This window comes from Sandaracinus amylolyticus (assembly GCF_000737325.1).
GTDB classification, from domain to species: domain Bacteria; phylum Myxococcota_A; class Polyangia; order Polyangiales; family Sandaracinaceae; genus Sandaracinus; species Sandaracinus amylolyticus.
The window spans coordinates 2603011-2621790 of the sequence record NZ_CP011125.1; the positions used below are offsets into that span (position 1 = coordinate 2603011).

The window sequence follows — 18780 nt, forward strand, 5'->3', positions numbered from 1 at the left end:
GTACCGAGAGACCCCACTTCCGTCACCCTGCGATGGGCGAATCCGACCGAGAAGCGCTGATCCTGAACGTCAACGACAACCTCGCTGCGCGTTACATGGTGACGCGCATGCTGAGGGGCGCGGGCTACCGCGTTGCGGAGGCGGCGACGGGACAGCGTGCGATCGAGCTCGCGCGCGGGCTACCACAGCCCGACGTGATCGTGCTCGACGTGAAGCTCCCGGACCTCGACGGCTTCGAGGTCTGCAGGCAGCTCAAGTCGTGCTCCGAGACGTCGAGCATCAAGGTGCTCCACACGTCGGCGGCGTTCGTCACGCCGGACAAGAAGGTGCTCGGCCTCGAGGTCGGCGCCGACGGCTACCTCACGCAGCCCTTCGAGCCGCAGGAGCTGATCGCGACGGTGCGCTCGCTCTTGCGCCTGCGCTTCGCCGAGCTCGAGCTGCGCGCGCGGGCCGAGCGGCTGATCGAGGCAGATCGCCGCAAGGACGAGTTCCTCGCGATGCTCGGGCACGAGCTGCGCAACCCGCTCGCCGCGATCTCGAGCGCGCTGCCGCTGCTCGCGATGCAGCCGGCGCGCGACCCGCTCGAGGACCGCGCGCGCGCGGTGATCGATCGCCAGACGAAGCAGCTCGCGCGCCTCGTCGGTGATCTCCTGGAGGTCGCGCGGGTCACGCGCGGCGCGATCGAGCTTCGCCGCGAGCGTCTCGATCTTCGCTCGTGGATCGCGACGCTCGCCGCGTCCGTGACCGACGCGCTCCCGAACGCGAACACGCGGCGCCTCGAGCTCGCGCTCGGCGAGGACCCGGTCTACGTCGAGGGCGACGCCGCGCGCATCGAGCAGATTTTCACGAACCTGCTCGACAACGCGATCCGGCACACGCGGCCCGGCGGGCGCATCGAGATCGCGCTCCGCACGCTGACCGACGTCGAGCCGCACCCCGGCGGCGTCGCCGAGCTCACGCTGCGCGACGACGGCGACGGCATCGCGCCCGAGGTGCTCCCGAAGCTCTTCGCGACCTTCTACCAAGCCGCGCCCGGCATCGCGCGCTCGGCGGGAGGGCTCGGGCTCGGCCTGTCGCTCGTGAAGCGCCTGATCGAGCTGCACGGCGGATCGGTGGCGGCGCGCAGCGACGGACTGGGCCGCGGCAGCGAGTTCGCGGTGCGCTTCCCGCTCGCGCGCCCCGAGGCCGCGAAGGACGGCGGCTCCGGCGAGCGCGCGGCTGGAGGCGTGGTGCTGCTCTCGCCGGACGATCGCACCGGCGAGACGCTGCGCGATCTGATCGGCCTGTGGGGCCACGCCGCGACGTTCGTGCGCGACCTGCCGGCCGCGCTCGACACCATCGCGCTCGCGGGCGCCGACCTGGTGCTGATCGACGTCGCGGGCATGAGCGGTGCGCGCGACGTCGTGCGCCGCGTGCGCGCCGCGACGAAGGCCGCGCCCCACGGCGAGGCGCGCATCGCGGCGATCGTCGCAGCCGACGATCACACTGCGCGCCGCCGCGTCGAGGACGCAGGGTTCGACGTGATGCTCGAAGCGCCGGTCGACGCGTCGAGCCTCCGCGAGGTCCTCGAGACCACGCTCCGGGCGCGGAGCCAGCGCCGGAGCGCGTAGCCGAATCGGCTGCGGAGGCCGCCGTGCGTGGCCGATTCGGCTGCGATCCGGGCTAGAAGCTCATCATTCCGCCCATCCCGGGCAGCCACGCGCCACCGTCGACGACGATCGTCTCGCCGTGCACGTACGACGCGGCGCCCGACACGAGCCACACCGCGCAGCTCGCGACGTCGTCGATGCGACCGAGGCGGCGCAGCGGGATCGTCTGCACGAGCTTCTCGACGTAGCCCGGCGGCGCGAGCCGCGAGAGCCCCTCGGTGTCGGCGATCGGCCCGGGCGCGATCCCGTTCACCTGGATCCCGAGCTGCCCCCACTCGAGCGCGAGGGAGCGCGTGATCGCGTCCACGCCCGCCTTCGCCGCCGACGCGTGCGCCTGCATCGGCGTCGCCGCGTAGTGCAGCGTCGCGGTGATGTTCACGATGTGCCCGCCGTGATCGCGCAGGTGCCGCTGGAACGCTGCCTTGCTCACGTTCCACGTGCCCAGCGTGTCGATCTCCACGACCGTGCGGAACGCGTTGTAGGAGAGCTGCGCCGCGGGCGCGAGGAAGTTCCCCGCCGCGCCGTTCACCACGACGTCGAGCGTGCCGAAGCGATCGAGCGTCTTCTCGATCGCACCCTCGACCTCCTGGGGATTGCGCACGTCCGCGGGGCACGCGACGCACTCGCGGCCGGTCTCGCTCGAGAGCTCGCGCGCCGCGTCCTCGAGGCGATCGGCCTTGCGGCCGACGATCGCCACGCGCGCGCCGTGCGCGAGGTATGCGCGCGCGATCCCCTTGCAGATGCCGGATCCACCGCCGGTCACGAACGCGACCTTCTTCTCGAGCACGTCGTCGCGGAAGATGCTCTTCATCGCTCGCCGCCTCCCTGCTGCGCGAGGATGCCACAGCGGCGCGGGGCCACCGGCGCGCGTGGCGACACCTCGACGCGTCGACCTCGGTCGCGGCCGCCGCGCGGCCTCGCGTTTGCGTGTCCCTCGGGCGTGGCCACGAGCACCGATGCTCCTCGCCCCTCGACGCTGTCGCCCGCGCGCTCGAACACGCTCCGCGCGATCGCGGTCGCGCTGACGATCGCGAGCGCGATCGTGCTCTCGCCGTACGTGCCCTGGCTCGTGCTCGCGGGGTGGACCGCCGCGCTCGCGACGCCGTGGGTCGATCGTCTCGCGCCGCGCCGCGATCGCCGTCGCACCGCGGCGGCGATGGTCACGCTCGCGATCCTCGTGATCGCCGCGGGCCCCGCGATCGCGACCGGCGCGGCGATGTGGGCGGACGCGCGCGAGCTGCTCCGCGAGGCACGCGCGACCGGCACCGGACGCGCCGCGCTCGAGCTCGTGATCTCCGAGCAGCAGGCGCCGCACGATCCGCTACGTCTCGTGTCGAGCCCGGAGGCGCTCGTCGCGTGGCTTCGCAGCAGCGGGCCCGAGGCGTGGTCGGTCGCGACCGACGTCGTCGGCGCGGCTGGTCAGATCGCGCTCGGCCTCGTGGTGTTCCTCGCGGGCACGTACGTCGGGCTCGTGGAGGGACGCCGCGCGTTCGCGTGGGCGGTCGCGCACCTGCCGCTCGCGCGACGCGACGTGCGGAGGCTCGCGGACGCGTTCGTCGAGACGGGCCGCGGTCTGCTCGTCGGCCTCGGCCTGACCGGCCTCGTGCAGGCGGTGCTCGCGGGCGGGGCGTACGCGGTGATCGGGATCGAGCGCGCGCTCGTGCTCGCGTTCCTCACGTTCTTCGCGTCGTTCCTGCCGACGATCGGCACCGGGCTCGTGTGGGGACCGGTCGTGATCGGGCTGTGGATCACGGGACGTCGAGGCGAGGCGATCGGGATGCTCGCGTGGAACGCGCTCGTCGTGTCGACGATCGACAACCTGCTGCGCCCGGTGCTCGCGCGCGTGGGCAAGGTCGACATGCACGTGCTGCTCTTGCTCGTGTCGATGGTCGGCGGGCTCGTCGCGCTCGGTCCGTGGGGCATCCTGCTCGGACCGCTCGTCGTGCGCCTGCTGATCGAAGCGATGCGGATCGCGATGCCGAGCGCTCCGTCGTGATCGCTTGCTCGCGTCGCGCGTCGATCCAGCATGCGCGCGTGTCGACGACGACCGAGCTGCGCGTGACGACGTGGTCGCTCGAGATGCGCAGCGCGCCGCGGACGCCTCCGCGCATCGCGCCCGAGGGGCTCGAGCTGCGCACGATCGCGCGCCCGCCGCTGCACTTCTACCGCTACCTGTACGAGACCGTCGGCGCGCCGTGGCTCTGGGTCGATCGACGGCGCATGGACGACGCGGCGCTCGCGACGATCGTGCACGACGCGCGCGTCGAGATCGCCGTCGCGTACGAGCGCGGTGTGCCGGCGGGGTACTACGAGCTCGATCGGCGCGTGCCGCGCGAGGTGGAGCTCGCGTACTTCGGGCTCGTGCCCGAGGCGATCGGGCGCGGCATCGGGCCGTGGCTGCTCGACGCCGCGATCCGTCGCGCGTGGGACGCACCGGAGGTCGAGCGCGTGTGGGTCCACACGTGCTCGCTCGACCATCCCTCGGCGCGCGCGACCTACGAGCGCGCGGGCTTCACGGTCTACGACGTGAAGGAAACGCTCCAGGCCGATCCGCGGCCGCTGCCGATCACCCCGCGGTGATCAGCCCAGCTCGCCGCGCTTCGCCTTCTCGACCCAGAGCTTCACCTGCTCTTCGATCACGTCCATGGCCTTGCCCTGGAAGACGCGGAAGAGCAGCGGCACGTGCATGTCGACGTCGACCTTCTGGTCGCGCACGACGATGTTCCCGTTGAGCTTCACGCCCTTGGCGTTGAACGAGAACTCGCCGCGATCGTCGCCGGTCCAGTCGAATCGCGGCGAGTAGTCGGCGAAGCGCGCTTTGTACGCGTCCATCGCCTTTTCGATCGCCTTCTTCGACAGCTGCATGTCCAGCCCGGTGTCGATCGTGTGCTTCATCGGTCGAGAGCCCCGTCCCTTCTGGCGGTGAAAGCGCGCTGTCGTGGCACGCGACGCGGAGCGCGGCAAGGTGCGCTCTCATGCGAGATCGGCCCCCGCGACGCGGGATCAACCTCGGTCCGACGACTCGCTGACATCAGTCATTGACATTCGTCGCTGACGAACGTCAGTCTCCTCGCCGGCGGAACCGCTGCGGGGCGACCGTCGAGATCGGGAGGGACGCCGTGGGGGAGACGGGCGGCACCACGTGGATGACGGTCGGCATCTCGGTCGGCGTGTCCCTCGTGACGTTCTGGGGGCTCGGTGGCCTCGTGCACTGGTGGTTCTACGTGCACCGTCGCGCCGACGCCGAGCGCTGGAAGGTCCAGCCACGACGCTTCCTCTCGCGCGCGATGGTGCGCCACGCGTTCGCGCTCGGGTCGTTCAACATCGTGATGGGCGCGGTGATCGGTGGGCTCTTCGCGTCGCACGTCGCGCGCGGAGGCTGGTCGACGCTCTACTCCGACCCGCTCGAGCACGGCGTGCCGTGGCTGCTCGCGAGCGCCGTCGCGACGTACTTCGTGATCGACGCCGGCCTCTACTACAGCCATCGCGCGCTGCACGGGCGCTGGCTCTTCCGCCACGTGCACCGCTGGCATCATCGCTACACCGCGCCGGTGATCTTCACGACCACCGCGGTGCATCCGATCGAGTTCCTCGTCTTCCAGGCGTTCGTGATGCTGCCGGTCGTCGTCGTGCCGGTGCACTGGGCCGTCTATCTGCTCGTCGTCGCGTACACGTACTTGATCGGCATGATCGATCACAGCGGCGTGATCGTGCGCTGGCCGCTGCCGCTCCATCCCGGCAACCAGTTCCACGACGACCACCACGTCTTCGTGCACTGCAACTACGGGCACCACACGCAGGTCTTCGATCGCCTGCACGGCACCGTGCGCGCCAACGATCGACGCTACGCCGACGACGAGCTCGGCGAAGGAGCACGCCGTGGACCTGCGTGATCTCGTCGAGGTCTCGAGCCCGCTCTCGCGCCCGCTGCACTTCGCGCTCCTCGAGCTCGCGGTGCTCGCGTCCACCGTGCTCGTCTTCGCCCACGCGCTGAGGCGCTATCGCGAAGGCGATCGCCGCCACCTCTTCCAGTGGATCGCGATCACCTCGTACGGCGTTCAGATGGAGCTGATCGCCTTCAATTTCCTCGAGAACTACGAGCACGCGCAGTTCACGGTGCAGCTCCATCACGGGCAGCTGCCGCTCTACGTGACGGGGCTCTACGGCACGTTCCTCTATGCCGGGATCAAGCTCGCGGAGCGTCTCCGCGTGCACCCGATCGCCGAGGCGCTGATCGCAGGCCTCGCGATCTGTCTCATCGACGTGCCCTTCGACATCGCGGGTGTCGCGCTCGGCTGGTGGCGGTGGCTCGACACCGATCCGGTGCTCGCCTTCCGATGGCTCGATGTGCCGGTGACGTCGTACTACTGGTACCTGATCTTCGGCGCGGTCGCGGCGGGGCTCTGTCGCGTGGTGTGGCCGCTGCTCGAGCGGCGCTCGTTCGCGCTCGCGGCCTCCGTCGCGCTCTTCGTGGGCACCGGCGTGATCGTGCTCGGCGTGATCGCGTTCCTGCCGTTCCACGCGATCGCGGCGCTCGGCGTGGAGCACGGGACGATCGTCGCGGCGCACATCGTCGCGTGCGGCGTCCTCGCGCTCGCGATCCGCGGTGAGGGCCACCATCGCGACCGCGCGATCACGCTCGCGGCGCTGCTGGTCCCGAGCGCGACGCTCGCGATCATGGCGTGGGCGGCGCTGCGTGGATCGCTCGATGACGCAGCACCGCGGCTCGCGTGGTCGATCGCCGCGCTCGGCGGTCTCGTCGTGCTCGGGTCGCTGCTGCCGCTCCGCCGCGCCGCGCGCGCGACCGACGTGCAGGCCGCCGCGCCCGAGCTTCCTGCGAGGTGAGCCATGACGACGATGGAACGAGCCCCTGCGATCGACACGCGCTTCCCGTTCGGACCTCCGAGGGGATGGTTCGCGGTCGCGTTCTCCGAGGAGCTCGGCAGCGGCGCGCCGCTGCGCCTTCGCTACTTCGGGCGCGAGCTCGTCGCGTTCCGCGGCGAGTCGGGGCGCGCGTTCGTGACGGACGCGTACTGCCCGCACCTCGGCGCGCACCTCGGGCACGGCGGCACGATCGTCGGCGAGACGATCCGGTGCCCGTTCCACGGCTGGCGCTTCGAGGGCGACGGCCGCTGCGCCGCGATTCCGTACAGCGATCGTGTGCCGCCGAAGGCGAAGCTCGGTGCGCTGCCCACGCTCGAGCAGGACGGTGTGATCCACGTGTTCCACGATCCCGAGGGCGACACGCCGTGGCCGCTGCCCGCGCTCGACGCGGAGGGATGGACGCCGGGGCGCAGCATCGTGTGGCGGGGGCTCGCGACGCATCCGCAGGAGGTGTTCGAGAACACCGTCGACACCGCGCACATCGGCCCGGTGCACGACGGGCGCGGCGCGCGGCTGCTCTCCGCGCCGCGCCGCGACGGCGAGCGCATGGAGGTCGAGCTCGAGTTCCAGGCGCCCGGCGACGTCGTGGGGATGCCCGAGCAGATCAACGACGTGCATCTGCACGTGTCGCTGCGCGGGCTCGGACACGTCGTGGTGCACACGCACGTGCGCAACGTCGGAGTGCGCGCGCGCCAGCGCATCTACGCGACGCCGGTCGACGCGCACACCATCGACATCCGCGCGGTCGTGCACGTGCGCGTCTCCGAGGACGCCGCGTTCACGCGCGAGCTCGACGAGATCTTCTACACCGCGTACGTCGAGGACTTCGCGAAGGACTTTCCGATCTGGGAGAACAAGCGCTACCTCGTGCGCCCGGGCCTCGCGAAGGGCGACGGGCCGATCGGCGTCTATCGCCGCTGGTGCGAGCAGTTCTACACGACTGCGCAGCTCGACCCGACTGCGCAGCTCGATCCGACGGCAGCCGCCGACGTGCCGTTGAGCGCGCTGCGCGCGAGCGCGCAGCGCATGAACGTCGTGGCCCCGGTGCGCGAGCGTGTGCTCGCGTTGATCGACGCGGTGCGCACACGGGTGCGCGCTCCTGAGCCCGCGCGCGACGACGCCGCGAGCGTCCCGACTGCGGCGATCACCGCGCCGAGCACCCGGCGTGTGAGCAGCGTCGACGAGTACGTCGAGACGCTCGGCGAGCGATTCGTCCCCGCGGCGGCGCGAGGCGTCGACGCGGTGTTCCAGTGGGAGCTCGCGGGGGCGCAGGGCGCGGTGTTCCACGCGCACGTCAGCGACGGGCGCGTGCTGGTGCGGCGAGGCGCGCACGAGCAGCCCACGGTCGCGCTGGTGATGGAGGCCGACGACTACGTCCGCGTGGTGAACGGCGAGCTCGACGGCACCTGGGCCTTCACCCACGGCCGCGGGAAGGTCCGCGGGAGCCTGAGCGCGGCGATGAAGATGCGCGCGCTCTTCCCGGCTTGATGCTCTCGCTCGCCGGCGGTGCCGGCGACTTCGCGCCGTTCCAGAACAGGTCGCTCACCGCGGAGAGCATCGCCGAGAGCGCGAGCCCGCGGTTGCCGTACCACGCGAGCAGCGCCGCGAGCACGTGCCCGAGGTAGAGATCGCTCAGGATGTCGGGCGGGACGCGCGCGACGATCTCGCCCCGCTCGACGCCCGCGCGGAACCGCTGGGCGAGCACCGAGCGCATGCGCGTCGCTTCCTGGTCCGACATCGTCGTCGCCGCGAGCCGCAGCGCGGCGCCGGTCACGTCGGGCAAGAGCTGCGGGTCGGGCTCCCAGATCTCGGCGAGCTTCTGGTTCAGCACCGCGAGCACGGCGTCGACGTGCGCGTCCGCAGGGAGGGCGTCGATCGCGTCGCAGATCGTGTCCTCCGTCTCCCGCATCCGCTCGAGGAGCACGTGCTCCTTCGTCGGGAAGTGGAAGTAGAAGCTCCCGCGGCTCACGCCCGCGGCGGCCGTGATGTCGTCGATCCGACAAGGCGCGACGCCGTCGCGACGGAAGACGTCGAGCGCGCACTCGTAGACCCGACGCCTCGTCCGCTCTCGCTGCTCGTCCCGGCTGGCCATGCGGGCCGTGAACCTCACCTGCGCGCGCCGCGCGTGTCAACGCGGCGCGCGCGGGTCTCGCTCACTCCGCGTCGCGGCGCGGGCGGCGTGCGATCTCGAGCACCTTCTTGCGCAGGCGGATCGCGTCGGGCGTCACTTCCATCAGCTCGTCGCGATCGACGAACTCGAGGCCGAGCTCGAGCGTGATCACGCGCGGCGGCGAGAGGACGACGTTGTCGTCCTTGTTCTTGCTGCGCACGTTCGAGAGCTTCTTCTCGCGCACGACGTTGACGTCGAGGTCGTTCTCGCGGTTGTGCTCGCCGCAGATCATGCCCTCGTACACCTCGTCGCCCGGCTTCACGAAGAGCACGCCGCGCGGCTGCAGGTGATCGAGCGCGTACGCGGTGCACTCGCCGGTGCGATCGCTGACCATCGCGCCGCTCGGACGGCGCAGCATCGGGCCGGCGTAGGGCTCCCAGCCGTCGAACAGCGTGTTGAGCAGGCCGGTGCCGCGCGTCTCCGTGAGGAACTGCGAGCGGAACCCGATGAGGCCGCGGCTCGGCACGCGGAACTCGATGCGCGCGCGGCCGAACCCGAGGTTCGTCATCTTCACCATCTGACCGCGGCGCTGGCCGAGGTTCGTGGTGACGACGCCGACGAAGCCCTCGGGCACGTCGACGACGACGCGCTCGACCGGCTCGAGCTTCTGCCCGGCCTCTTCCTTCACGACGACCTCGGGCATCCCGACGGCCATCTCGTAGCCCTCGCGGCGCATCGTCTCGAGGAGCACCGCGATCATCAGCTCGCCGCGACCGAGCACCGTGAACACGTCGGGCTGATCGGTCGGCTCGAAGCGCATCGCGAGGTTCTTCTTCGCCTCCTTCTCGAGGCGCTCGCGCAGGTGCCGCGACGTGACCCACTTGCCGCTCTTGCCGGCGAAGGGCGACGTGTTGACGAGGAACGTGACCTTGAGGGTCGGCTCCTCGACGCGGATGCGCGGGAACGCGGCGGCGGGCTTCTCGGGATCGGTGATCGTGTCGCCGATCTGCACCTCGTCCATGCCCGCGAGCGCGACGATGTCGCCCGCCGACACGGTGCCGCACGGCGTGCGGACCATGCCCTCGAAGTTGTAGACCTTCGTGATCTTCGCGCGGACCTGCTTGTCGTGCTCCGCGATGCGCGCGACCGGCATGTTGTCGCCGATCGAGCCGTCGACGACCTTGCCGATCGCGAGGCGGCCGACGTAGTCGTCGTGCTGCGTGTCGTGCACGAGCATGCGCAGCGGCGCGCTCGGGTCGCCCTTGGGCGGACGCACGCGCTCGATGATCGTCTCGAAGAGGGGCATCAGATCCTTGCCCTCCTCCTCGAGCGAGCGCTTCGCCATGCCCTGCTTGCCGATGGCGTAGAGGACCGGGAAGTCGGCCTGCTCGTCGGACGCTTCGAGGTCGACGAAGAGATCGAACACCTCGTTGAGCACCTCGTCGGGGCGCGCGTCGGGGCGGTCGATCTTGTTGATGACGACGATGATCGTCATGCCGAGCGAGAGCGCCTTGCCGAGCACGAAGCGCGTCTGCGGCAGCGGGCCCTCGGCCGCGTCGACCAGCAGGATCGCGCCGTCGGCCATCGAGAGCGTGCGCTCGACCTCGCCGCCGAAGTCAGCGTGCCCGGGCGTGTCGACGATGTTGATCTTGATCTCGCCGCCCGGCCTCCCAGGAGCACCGGGATCGGGGAAGCGCACCGAGCACTGCTTCGCGAGGATCGTGATGCCTCGCTCGCGCTCGAGATCGTTCGAGTCGAGGACGCGATCCGCGACCTCCTGACCACTGCGGAAGACGCCCGTCTGCTTGAGCATCGAGTCCACGAGAGTCGTCTTCCCGTGGTCGACGTGCGCGATGATGCAGACGTTGCGCAGATGAGAGAGCGCGGAGCTGGACATACGAGGGGCGGCGGTGTGACACAGGCGATACTCGCCCGCAAACCGCGATATGCGCCTTCGGTGCCCGTGGATCGCGCAGGGATCCTGGCCGTTCCGGCGGTGTGGCTCCGCGCGGAGCGTGCGTTGCCGTGCTTCGTCGGGTCGTGCGACCGTGGGCGTCGATGCGCTTCGCCACATTGCTCTCGCTGCTCGTGCTCGCTGCGTGTGGTGGCGATCCACCGGCGATCGACGGCGGCCTCGACGCCGCGGCCTCGTGCGCGACCGACCAGGACTGCGACGACGGGCTCTTCTGCAACGGCGCGGTCTCGCTCTGCCTCGGAGGACGCTGCGCGCCCGCGCCGCTGCCGTGCCGCGAGGGTCAGACGTGCGTCGAGGAGGCCGATCGCTGCCTCACGACGTGCGCGGTGGACGAGGACGCCGACGGAGACGGCGCGCGCGCGATCGAGTGCGGCGGGAGCGACTGCGACGACGCCGATCCCGATCGCTTCCCCGGCAACGCCGAGCTCTGCGACGCGAGCGCGCACGACGAGGACTGCGACGACACGACGTTCGGCTTCCGCGACGCGGACGGTGACGGATCGCCGGACGCGCGCTGCTGCAATCCGGATCTCGCGGGCGGCGAGGATCACTGCGGGCTCGACTGCGACGACAACGCCCCCGGCGTCCACCCGTCGGTGCCCGAGGTGTGCAACGGCATCGACGACGACTGCGACGCGCTCGTCGACGAGGAGCTCGTGCGTCGCTACACGATCGACGGCGACGGCGACGGTCACGGCGACGCGAGCGAGGACGCGCCGACGATGGACGCGTGCGAGCAGCCGATCGGGTGGGCGCTCCTCGCGGACGACTGCGACGACGCGAACGCGGATCGCTTCGTGGGCAACCCCGAGATCTGCGACGCGGCGATGGTCGACGAGGACTGCAGCGGCGCGAGCAACGACGTGCCGGGCGGCTGCGAGTGCACCGGAGCCGCGACCGAGGTGTGCGGCACGATGGGGCGCTGCACCGGCGCGACGCGACAGTGCGTCGACGGGACGTGGGGCCCTTGCGCCGTCGTGCCGCAGACCGAGGTGTGCATCGGCGACGCGGTCGACGAGGACTGCGACGGGAGCATCGACGAGGGCCTCAGCGTGACGTGCTACCGCGACAACGACGGGGACGGATACGCAGCGGACTCCGCAGCGCCGACGCCGACGTGCCGGAGCACCTCGACGGGTCGCCAGGGCGCGCCGTGGAACGGCTGCCCGACGGGGTTCACCGGGCGCGCGCCCGGCGCGGGCGCGACCGACTGCTGCGACAGCGATGACCGCGCGCACCCGGGCGCGGCCGCGCAGAGCACGGCACGCGCGTGTGGCGGCTTCGACTTCGACTGCGATGGTTCGAGCACGCCCGCGTCGACGTCGCTCGCGACGTGCGGGTCGCGCACGACCTCGGACGCGTGTCGTCAGGCGTCGGCGGACGGCGCGGGCAATGGTTGGTGCTCCAACGTTCCGTCGACCTGCGGCGCGATGGGCAGCTGGGGGAACGGGTGCTGGTGGACCGGGGCTGCGTGCTGGAGCGTCACGTGCTCGTCGCAGCGCCTGGCGTGCCGCTGAGCGTCACTCGCCGCGTCGCTCGCGCTCGAGCTCCTCGCGCGTGACGAACGATGGGAGGTCCGGGCGCGGCTCGGTGTACGCGACGATCGGCCCGCCCATCGTGGAGATCGCATCGTGGAACGAGGGCTCCGGCGACTCGTCGCGCGTGAAGTCGGGAAGGGCCATCGGGCGCGATCGCGCGGCTGCGGGCGGGAGGAGCGGAGGGCGCGCTGCGGGCGCCCGCATCGACACCGCGGTCGCGAGACCGACGCTCGCCGCGACGATGCCCGCGACCGCCGCGCGTCGCCGCCGGCGACCCACGCCGCTCGGACAGTCGCCGGTCGTGACCGCGCCGTCGGGACGTCGATAGAGCCGTAGGCACGGCGTCGACTCGAACGTCGCGAGCAACGCGTCGACCTCTCCGTTCGTCATGCCTCGCACGTCGTAGACGTGGCGATCGCAGATCGGGCAGTGACGCACCCGATCGCCGCCGGAGAGCTGATCCCACGCGAGCTCGCACGGCGCAGCGAGGCGCATGCGTGACATGAGATCGCGCGCGCCGGGATCGAGCGCGCGGATGCGATCGGCGATCGTCGCGAGCTCGCTCGCGCGGGCGTCGATGCGGGCACGCGTCTCGGGATCGGGATCGGGCAGCTCGAGCCGCTGCAGCTCGGCGCGCAGCTCGTCGCGGCGCGCGCGCAGCGCGTCGAGAGGGTCGCGATAGCTCATGGCCGATCGAGACAACCGTCGTGTGTACGGGTTCCCGGCGCATCGCGCTGCTACGCTCGCGACCTCTTTTCCGAGGAGCGGCGAGATGAGCGAGATCGTGACCTACGAGGCGCGTGGCGCGGTGGCCGTGATCAGGATGGACGACGGCCGCGCGAACGCGATGTCGAACGCGTGGATCGAGGCGATGGGCGCGGCGCTCGATCGCGCGGAGAAGGACGCCGCGATCAAGGCGCTCGTGATCGCGGGCCGGCCGGGTCGCTTCTCGGCCGGGTTCGATCTGAAGGTGATGATGTCGGGCCCCGAGGCGGCGCGCTCGTTGGTGCGCGATGGCGCGCACGTCATGATGCGCGTGCTCGAGCTGCGCCTGCCCGTGGTGATGGCGGCCAGCGGGCACGCGATCGCGGGTGGTCTGCTGCTCGCGGCGTGCGGCGATCGTCGCATCGGGATCACCGGCGACTTCAAGCTCGGTCTGAACGAGGTGACGAACGCGCTGCCGGTGCCGATCTTCGCGCACGAGCTCGCGCGCTACCGGCTCGATCCGCGCGCGCTCGAGGAGTCGGTGCTGCGCGCGACGATGTACGGGCCGGAGGACGCGCTGCGCGTGGGCTGGCTCGATCGTCTCGTCGCTCCCGAGGCGCTCGAGGCCGCGGCGGTCACCGAGGCCGAGACGCTCGCGACGCTGCCGCAGCCCGCGTACGGCAAGACGAAGCAGAGCCTGCGCCGCCCGCTGCTCGAGTACGTGCGCGCGACGATCGAGTCGAACCTCGAGTCGTTCAAGATGGGCGGCTGAGGATCCGGGGGGCTCACGCCCCCTACGCGCCGCGCTCGAGCTCACCACGCGCACGAGTAGCGCGCGGTGCGCGCGACGGCGTCGACCGCCACCTCGACCTGGCCGTCGGCGCCGCCGAGCTTCATCGCGGCCTCGAGCCCCGCGGCGAGCCCCTCGACGTACGCCATGCTGCGCGTGATCGCGTCGGGCGCGCCCACGAGCGCGACGCGCGCGCTGCGTGGGCTCGTCTCCGCGTACTCCATCTGACCGCAGTCGCGATAGAGGATGCTCCACGCCTGCGGCGCGCGGCGCAGGAATGCGTGCGGCGTGATCCCGAAGATCGCCCGCGCGGAGCGCGCGATCGGCGCGAGCAGCGGCGCCTCGGTCGCGCGCAGCAGCCCGTCGCGCGCCCACGCGCGCATCGCGGCGCGGCCGAGCTCGACCTCGATCGCCTCGGTGAGCACCACGTCGTGCTCCACCGGGAGCCACGCGGTGCGCGACGCCTCCTCGGTGTCGCGCAGCACGTCGGCCGCGATGCGCACGCGCACCCGCGCCGCGGTCTCGGGCCCGAGCGCCGCGAGCGCCTCGAGGTTCGAGTGGAGGAACGCGGCGCGGATCGTCGGCATCATCGGCGGCGACGAGGGACGCGGAAACCGTGAGCCCATTCGTTCTCTCCCGTCAGCGCTCGCGCAGCCGCGCGAGCTTGTCCTTCGCCTGCGCCATGCGTCCGGGCTCGCGCAGGCGCTCCGCGCGCAGCAGGTGCCGGTACGGCGTGACGCTCGGCGCGGCGAACGTGACGATCTCCGTGCGCCACCCGCGCGCCTCGAGCTCGAGCATTCGCTCCGACGCGACGAGCGACTCGATGAAGCCGCGCCGCACTTCGCCGCGCGGAAGGCCGAGGGCCTCGGCGCGCGCGTTCGCGCGCTCGGCGGCGGGCAGCTTCGTCGCGACACAGCACGGTGCGATCAGGATCGATCGTGCGTTCGCCTCCGTCGCGCGCTCGATCGTGCGATCGCTCGCATCGCCGCACGCGTGCAGCGCGACCACGACGTCGACCTCCGCGGGCCAGATCGCTGCGTCGCCCAGGTCGCCGACGAGCGGCTCGACACGCCCGCCGAGCCGCGTCGCGGCCTCGCTCATCAGCGCGATGCGCCGCGGGTCGCGCTCGATCGCGTGCACGTGCAGGCGCGGCGAGAGCGTCGAGGCGATGACGCCCACGTATCCCTTGCCCGCGGCCGCGTCGACGAGGGTGACGCGCCGCCGCGATCGCGCGCAGCGCGCCTCGGCGCGCGCGACCTCCGCGAGGATGCCCACGAGCTCGCGCGCCTTCTTGCGATCCTCGTCGCGCAGCGAGGTGCCCGGGGCGGCGATCCACCCGCGCGCCAGCAGATCCTCGAGCGTCGCGACGTCCATTCGTCGCGACTCTACCTGCCCGTCGATCGTTCGTCGCATCCCCCCAGCGCTCGACGGGCTGCGAGCGCGCGCGCGTCGTAGGCTGCGCGACCGACATGAGCAGCGATCTGATCCCGCAGCACGGCGTCCGCGTGCTGCTCGAGCTCGAGCGCGCCGGCGACCGCGACGTCGTGTACCGCGTCGAGCTGCACACGGCCGCGAGCTCGCACGCGAGCCGCGCGACCATCGCGATCGAGGGTGGCGCGCTCGCGCTCGATGCCTGGGCGACGTCGCGCGGAGAGGCGCCCGAGCCGTGGACCGTGGAGAGCGCGCGCTCGTTCCTCAAGATCCTGCACAAGAACCACGCGGCGGAGCGTGACTGGCCGCGCCGCCAGCTGCGCTGGCGCGACAAGCGCTGAGCGGCATGCTGGAACGATGAGCGCGCGCGCGGATCGGATCGTGGACACGGTGCTCGGCCTCGACACGCTGGCCGATCTTCCTCGCACCGGATGGCTGCTCCGCGGGGTGCGTCCCTGCGAGTCGATCGCCGATCACTCCTACGGCGTCGCGCTCGTCGTGATGCTGCTCGTCGACGCGCTGCGCGAAGAGGGCGTGCAGGTCGACGGTGAGCGCGCGCTGCGCATGGCGCTGGTGCACGACGCGCCCGAGGCGCGCACCGGGGACGTGCCGATGCCGAGCAAGACCGTCGCGCTCGACGCCGCGCTCCACGAGCTCGAGGCCACGCTCGTCGACCGACTGCTCCCGCCCGCGCAGCGCGAGGACTGGCGCGTGATGGAGGAGGGCCAGTCGCTCGAGGCGCGGATCGTGAAAGCCGCGGACAAGATCCAGATGATGATCAAGGCGCTCTCCTACGGGCACCAGCAGCGCGGTCACCTCGTCGAGTTCTGGGCGCACCCGAAGAACTTCGACGATCGCGGCATCCCGGTCGCGCGCGAGGTCTTCGAGGCGATCTGTGCGCGCGCCGGCAAGGAGATCCCGCGATGAGCGCCGCGCACCCGCGTGAGGCGTTTCGCATCGAGCCCGTCACGCACGACGATCGCGACGACGCGGTGCGCCTGCTCGTCGCGCAGCTGCGCGAGCACCACATCGACACGCCCGAGGAGCGCGTGCGCGTCGCGGTCGACGGGGTGCTCGGCGTTCCGTCGCGCGGCCGGCTGCTCCTCGTCCACGACGACGAGAAGGCGATCGGAGTCGCGTATCTCTCGTTCGTGTGGGCGCTCGAGCACGGCGGTCCTGCCGCGTGGCTCGAGGAGCTCTACGTCGTGCCCGAGCGTCGCAACGACGGCGTGGGCACCGCGCTGCTCCATGCCGCGATGGGCGTCGCGCGCATCGAGGGGTGCGTGGCGATCGACCTCGAGGTCGAGGCGTCGCGCGCCCGCGTGACGAGCCTCTATCGCCGCGAGGGCTTCACCCAGCACGCGCGCACGCGCTGGGTGAAGACGCTCTGATCCTCAGCGCGGCACGGTCGCGGTCGGCGTGACCGGCGCGGTCGGGAGCACCGGCGCGACGGGCATCGCCGGGCGCACACCGCCGTCGAACGCGGGCGCGACGATCATCGGCACACCGCCGTCCGGCACCGGCACCGGCACCGCGCGCATCCCGCCGGTGCGCGAGATCGCCACCGCGCCGCCGTCGGGCAGCATGTACGCGCCGTACGTCGAGTCCCAGCGCGGCAGCGGGAATTCGATCGGAGTCTCGCGCTCGCCGCGCACGCGCCCCTCGAGCACCTCGACGTGGATCGGCTGCGCCAGCTGAAAGACGTAGCCGCCGCGATCGAGCGCCATCTGGTACGTGTGGCCCTCGTGCTCCAGCTCGCGGCGGAACCCGAGCGCCTGCTGGCCCACGCGCACGTGCGGTCGGTGCGCGAGCACGAAGCTCATGAGGCGCACCGCCATGTGGTTGTGCAAGCGGTGACAGCCGTGCGAGTGCCGCCGCATGATCGACATGTAGTCGACCGAGCCGTGCGTGCGGATCCCCTCGTCGGGCCCGAAGCGCAGCGTGCCGTCGGCGTCCTCGCGATAGCGGATGTGATAGGCCGCCACGAGCCCGTACGCCGACGCGTAGCTCGGACCGACCTCGTGGTAATTCACGCGGTACGCCTCGGCGCCGCGGCCGCGCGGCACGCGCGAGAGCAGCTCACGATGCGGCGTCGACTCGGGCGGCAGCCACACCGGCGCGGCGACGATCTGGTGCCAGATCACCGGCCCCGGCGGCGAGTTCTTGTACTTCCACCAGGTGCGGCCCTCGATCTGCTCGCTGCGCCAGCCACCGATCGTGGTGCCGATGCGCGAGAGCGGGATCCGCTGTCCGCGGTACGTCGTGAAGATCGTCAGGCGCGGGCGGCGCTCGGCGGGCTGCGCGCGCTCCTGGCCCGCGTCGTCGTACGGGAACTCGTACCAGACGTCGCCTCGGTCGATCTCGACCGAGAGATCCATGTTGCCGTCGTAGTACTCGGGCAGCTGCGGCGCGCGGATCGCGACCAGGTGCTCCGCCTCCGGCGCGAGCTCTCCGAGCTGCTCGAGGAACGCGAGCGTCGACTCCGCGCTCTGCAGGCCGAACGCCTCGATCACGTTCGAGCGGATCTGGCCCTCGAGGTTCGGCACCTCGTGCTGCGCGCCGTCCTCGCCGCGGAACTGCCGCTCGCCGATCGAGCCGTCCTCGATGACGCCCGCCGCGTGCATCGCGCGCTCGGTGAGCACGCGCACCACGGCTTCCTGATCGCCCTCGAGCGGCGAGCGGCGGAGCATGTCGAGCGTCTCGCGCCCGAGGAAGCCCCAGCCGTAGATGCGATGACGCCGCTCGAACTCGGCGAGCGCCTCGTGCGTCGGCCAGTCGAGCCCGCCCGAGACGTACTCGCCCTTGCCCTCGTAGTAGCCCTCGCACTCGAGGCGCTGCTGCGCAGCGCGAATCGCGCGGAAGCGCGGCATCGTGCGCTGCCACTCGGCGTAACGACGCGCGTCGCGATCGGAGAGGCGCGCCGCGTCGATCGCCTCCGGCGCCTCCACGCGCTGGTTGCGCACGATCTCGCCGACCTGGTTCTCGAGGATGCGGACCGTGCGCACGAAGTTGCGGCCCGAGTCGCGGTTCTCGTACGCGATGAACCCCTCGAACGTGCGCAGCGGCTCCACGTCGAGCGACGCCACGCACTCGAGGCTGCTCGTGTGGCGCATGCGCTGACGCAGCAGGCCGAGCGTCGGCATGATGCCGTAGAGCTCGAGGTACTTGTCGCCGCGGGCGCGCTCGCCGTGGTGATCGTTGGGGAACTCGCCGCGCGCGAGCGCGAGGTACGTCGCGCGGTACGCGTTCGGCGTCTCCGCCTCGGCGGCGTTGCCGCGCGTCGTGAAGAGATAGGGCGTCCACTCCTCGCCGAGGTCGACGACGACGTAGCCCTGCTCGCGCGCCGTCGCGGCGTCGACCATCTCACCGGGGCGGCCGTTCTCCCACAGCGGGATCGGCTGGTGCATCGGCGGCGGGCGCGCGTCGACGACCTCGGGCTCGCCCCCGCCCGACTCGCCCTCGCCCGGCGCCGCGACCTGGCCTTGGGATCGGGGAGGCGCCTCCGCCGGTGCGTTCACGACCTCGACGTCGCCGCACGCGACGAGGCCCACGAGGCATCCCAGCGCGATCAACGGCCGTCGCGCACGAGCCGCCCTTTCCGACATCACTCTTCGAGTGTTCGTACACTGCTGCCTTTGGCGCAACTTTCTCTCGGATCCGTGGGCGTTCTGCGTGCGCACGAAGGGTGGGAGTGCGCC

At 71.7% G+C, this 18780-nt stretch carries 19 protein-coding genes; 11 read left to right on the forward strand and 8 right to left on the reverse strand.

Annotation, left to right across the window (positions count from 1 at the left end):
• Positions 1 to 32 precede the first annotated feature (32 nt).
• Positions 33 to 1610 (forward strand): ATP-binding protein, encoded by a 1578-nt coding sequence (locus DB32_RS10920; protein WP_053232363.1) that lies wholly within the window; start codon positions 33 to 35, stop codon positions 1608 to 1610.
• Between the two features lie 52 nt (positions 1611 to 1662).
• On the opposite strand, the gene DB32_RS10925 is transcribed toward DB32_RS10920, so the two are convergent.
• Positions 1663 to 2460, reverse strand: a complete 798-nt coding sequence (locus DB32_RS10925; protein ID WP_053232364.1) for an SDR family oxidoreductase — start codon at positions 2458 to 2460, stop codon at positions 1663 to 1665.
• A gap of 129 nt (positions 2461 to 2589) precedes the next feature.
• On the opposite strand from DB32_RS10925, the gene DB32_RS10935 reads away from it, so the two are divergent.
• Both DB32_RS10935 and DB32_RS10940 read left to right on the forward strand, forming a co-directional pair.
• Positions 2590 to 3645, forward strand: a complete 1056-nt coding sequence (locus tag DB32_RS10935) for an AI-2E family transporter (protein ID WP_075097504.1) — start codon at positions 2590 to 2592, stop codon at positions 3643 to 3645.
• Positions 3646 to 3683: 38 nt separating this feature from the next.
• Complete coding sequence (locus tag DB32_RS10940; protein WP_205627044.1) at positions 3684 to 4229, forward strand: GNAT family N-acetyltransferase; 546 nt, start codon at positions 3684 to 3686, stop codon at positions 4227 to 4229.
• Here the strand turns inward: DB32_RS10940 and DB32_RS10945 are convergent, their stop codons facing one another.
• Complete coding sequence (locus DB32_RS10945) at positions 4230 to 4544, reverse strand: polyhydroxyalkanoic acid system family protein (protein WP_053232367.1); 315 nt, start codon at positions 4542 to 4544, stop codon at positions 4230 to 4232.
• Positions 4545 to 4768: 224 nt separating this feature from the next.
• On the opposite strand from DB32_RS10945, the gene DB32_RS10950 reads away from it, so the two are divergent.
• Genes DB32_RS10950 through DB32_RS10960 form a run of 3 tightly spaced genes read left to right on the forward strand, consistent with a single transcriptional unit; the run spans position 4769 to position 8021 of the window.
• Positions 4769 to 5542, forward strand: a complete 774-nt coding sequence (locus tag DB32_RS10950) for a sterol desaturase family protein (RefSeq protein ID WP_053232368.1) — start codon at positions 4769 to 4771, stop codon at positions 5540 to 5542.
• Positions 5529 to 6494, forward strand: a complete 966-nt coding sequence (locus tag DB32_RS10955; protein WP_053232369.1) for a DUF7802 domain-containing protein — start codon at positions 5529 to 5531, stop codon at positions 6492 to 6494. Before DB32_RS10950 ends, DB32_RS10955 begins: the two co-directional genes overlap by 14 nt.
• 3 nt (positions 6495 to 6497) lie before the next feature.
• Positions 6498 to 8021: a Rieske 2Fe-2S domain-containing protein gene (locus tag DB32_RS10960; protein WP_053232370.1), complete on the forward strand. Its 1524-nt coding sequence runs from the start codon at positions 6498 to 6500 to the stop codon at positions 8019 to 8021.
• Here DB32_RS10960 and DB32_RS10965 read toward each other — a convergent pair.
• Entirely contained in the window at positions 7948 to 8625 is a 678-nt protein-coding gene (locus DB32_RS10965; protein WP_053232371.1) for a TetR/AcrR family transcriptional regulator, read from the reverse strand. The genes DB32_RS10960 and DB32_RS10965 overlap by 74 nt on opposite strands.
• A 61-nt stretch (positions 8626 to 8686) precedes the next feature.
• Entirely contained in the window at positions 8687 to 10540 is a 1854-nt protein-coding gene (typA, locus tag DB32_RS10970) for a translational GTPase TypA (protein WP_053232372.1), read from the reverse strand.
• Between the two features lie 161 nt (positions 10541 to 10701).
• Here typA and DB32_RS10975 point away from each other — a divergent pair, with 161 nt between their 5' ends.
• Positions 10702 to 12135 (forward strand): putative metal-binding motif-containing protein, encoded by a 1434-nt coding sequence (locus DB32_RS10975; RefSeq protein WP_053232373.1) that lies wholly within the window; start codon positions 10702 to 10704, stop codon positions 12133 to 12135.
• A 3-nt stretch (positions 12136 to 12138) separates the two neighbouring features.
• Here DB32_RS10975 and DB32_RS10980 read toward each other — a convergent pair whose 3' ends face one another.
• Positions 12139 to 12843, reverse strand: coding sequence for a hypothetical protein (locus DB32_RS10980; RefSeq protein ID WP_053232374.1), 705 nt, complete (start codon positions 12841 to 12843; stop codon positions 12139 to 12141).
• An 85-nt stretch (positions 12844 to 12928) separates the two neighbouring features.
• Here DB32_RS10980 and DB32_RS10985 point away from each other — a divergent pair, with 85 nt between their 5' ends.
• A complete protein-coding gene (locus DB32_RS10985) occupies positions 12929 to 13633 on the forward strand; it encodes a crotonase/enoyl-CoA hydratase family protein (RefSeq protein ID WP_053232375.1) in 705 nt (234 codons plus the stop codon).
• 41 nt (positions 13634 to 13674) lie between these two features.
• Here DB32_RS10985 and DB32_RS10990 read toward each other — a convergent pair whose 3' ends face one another.
• Complete coding sequence (locus tag DB32_RS10990) at positions 13675 to 14277, reverse strand: hypothetical protein (protein WP_053232376.1); 603 nt, start codon at positions 14275 to 14277, stop codon at positions 13675 to 13677.
• A 13-nt stretch (positions 14278 to 14290) separates the two neighbouring features.
• Complete coding sequence (locus tag DB32_RS10995; protein ID WP_053232377.1) at positions 14291 to 15025, reverse strand: methyltransferase; 735 nt, start codon at positions 15023 to 15025, stop codon at positions 14291 to 14293.
• A 95-nt stretch (positions 15026 to 15120) separates the two neighbouring features.
• Here DB32_RS10995 and DB32_RS48125 point away from each other — a divergent pair, with 95 nt between their 5' ends.
• From DB32_RS48125 to DB32_RS11010, 3 genes are read left to right on the forward strand one after another with little or no spacing between them, the layout of a single operon-like run.
• On the forward strand, positions 15121 to 15423 hold the full coding sequence (locus DB32_RS48125) for a hypothetical protein (protein ID WP_053232378.1): 303 nt from the start codon (positions 15121 to 15123) through the stop codon (positions 15421 to 15423).
• 16 nt (positions 15424 to 15439) lie between these two features.
• On the forward strand, positions 15440 to 16009 hold the full coding sequence (locus tag DB32_RS11005; RefSeq protein ID WP_053232379.1) for an HD domain-containing protein: 570 nt from the start codon (positions 15440 to 15442) through the stop codon (positions 16007 to 16009).
• The gene (locus DB32_RS11010) at positions 16006 to 16473 is read left to right on the forward strand and encodes a GNAT family N-acetyltransferase (protein ID WP_053232380.1); all 468 of its coding nucleotides are present in this window, start codon (positions 16006 to 16008) and stop codon (positions 16471 to 16473) included. The genes DB32_RS11005 and DB32_RS11010 overlap by 4 nt, the downstream gene beginning before the upstream one ends.
• Positions 16474 to 16476: 3 nt before the next feature.
• Here DB32_RS11010 and DB32_RS11015 read toward each other — a convergent pair whose 3' ends face one another.
• Positions 16477 to 18654 carry a peptidoglycan-binding domain-containing protein gene (locus DB32_RS11015; protein WP_053232381.1) on the reverse strand — a complete coding sequence of 726 codons (2178 nt, stop codon included), beginning with the start codon at positions 18652 to 18654 and terminating at the stop codon, positions 16477 to 16479.
• Between the last annotated feature and the right edge of the window lie 126 nt (positions 18655 to 18780).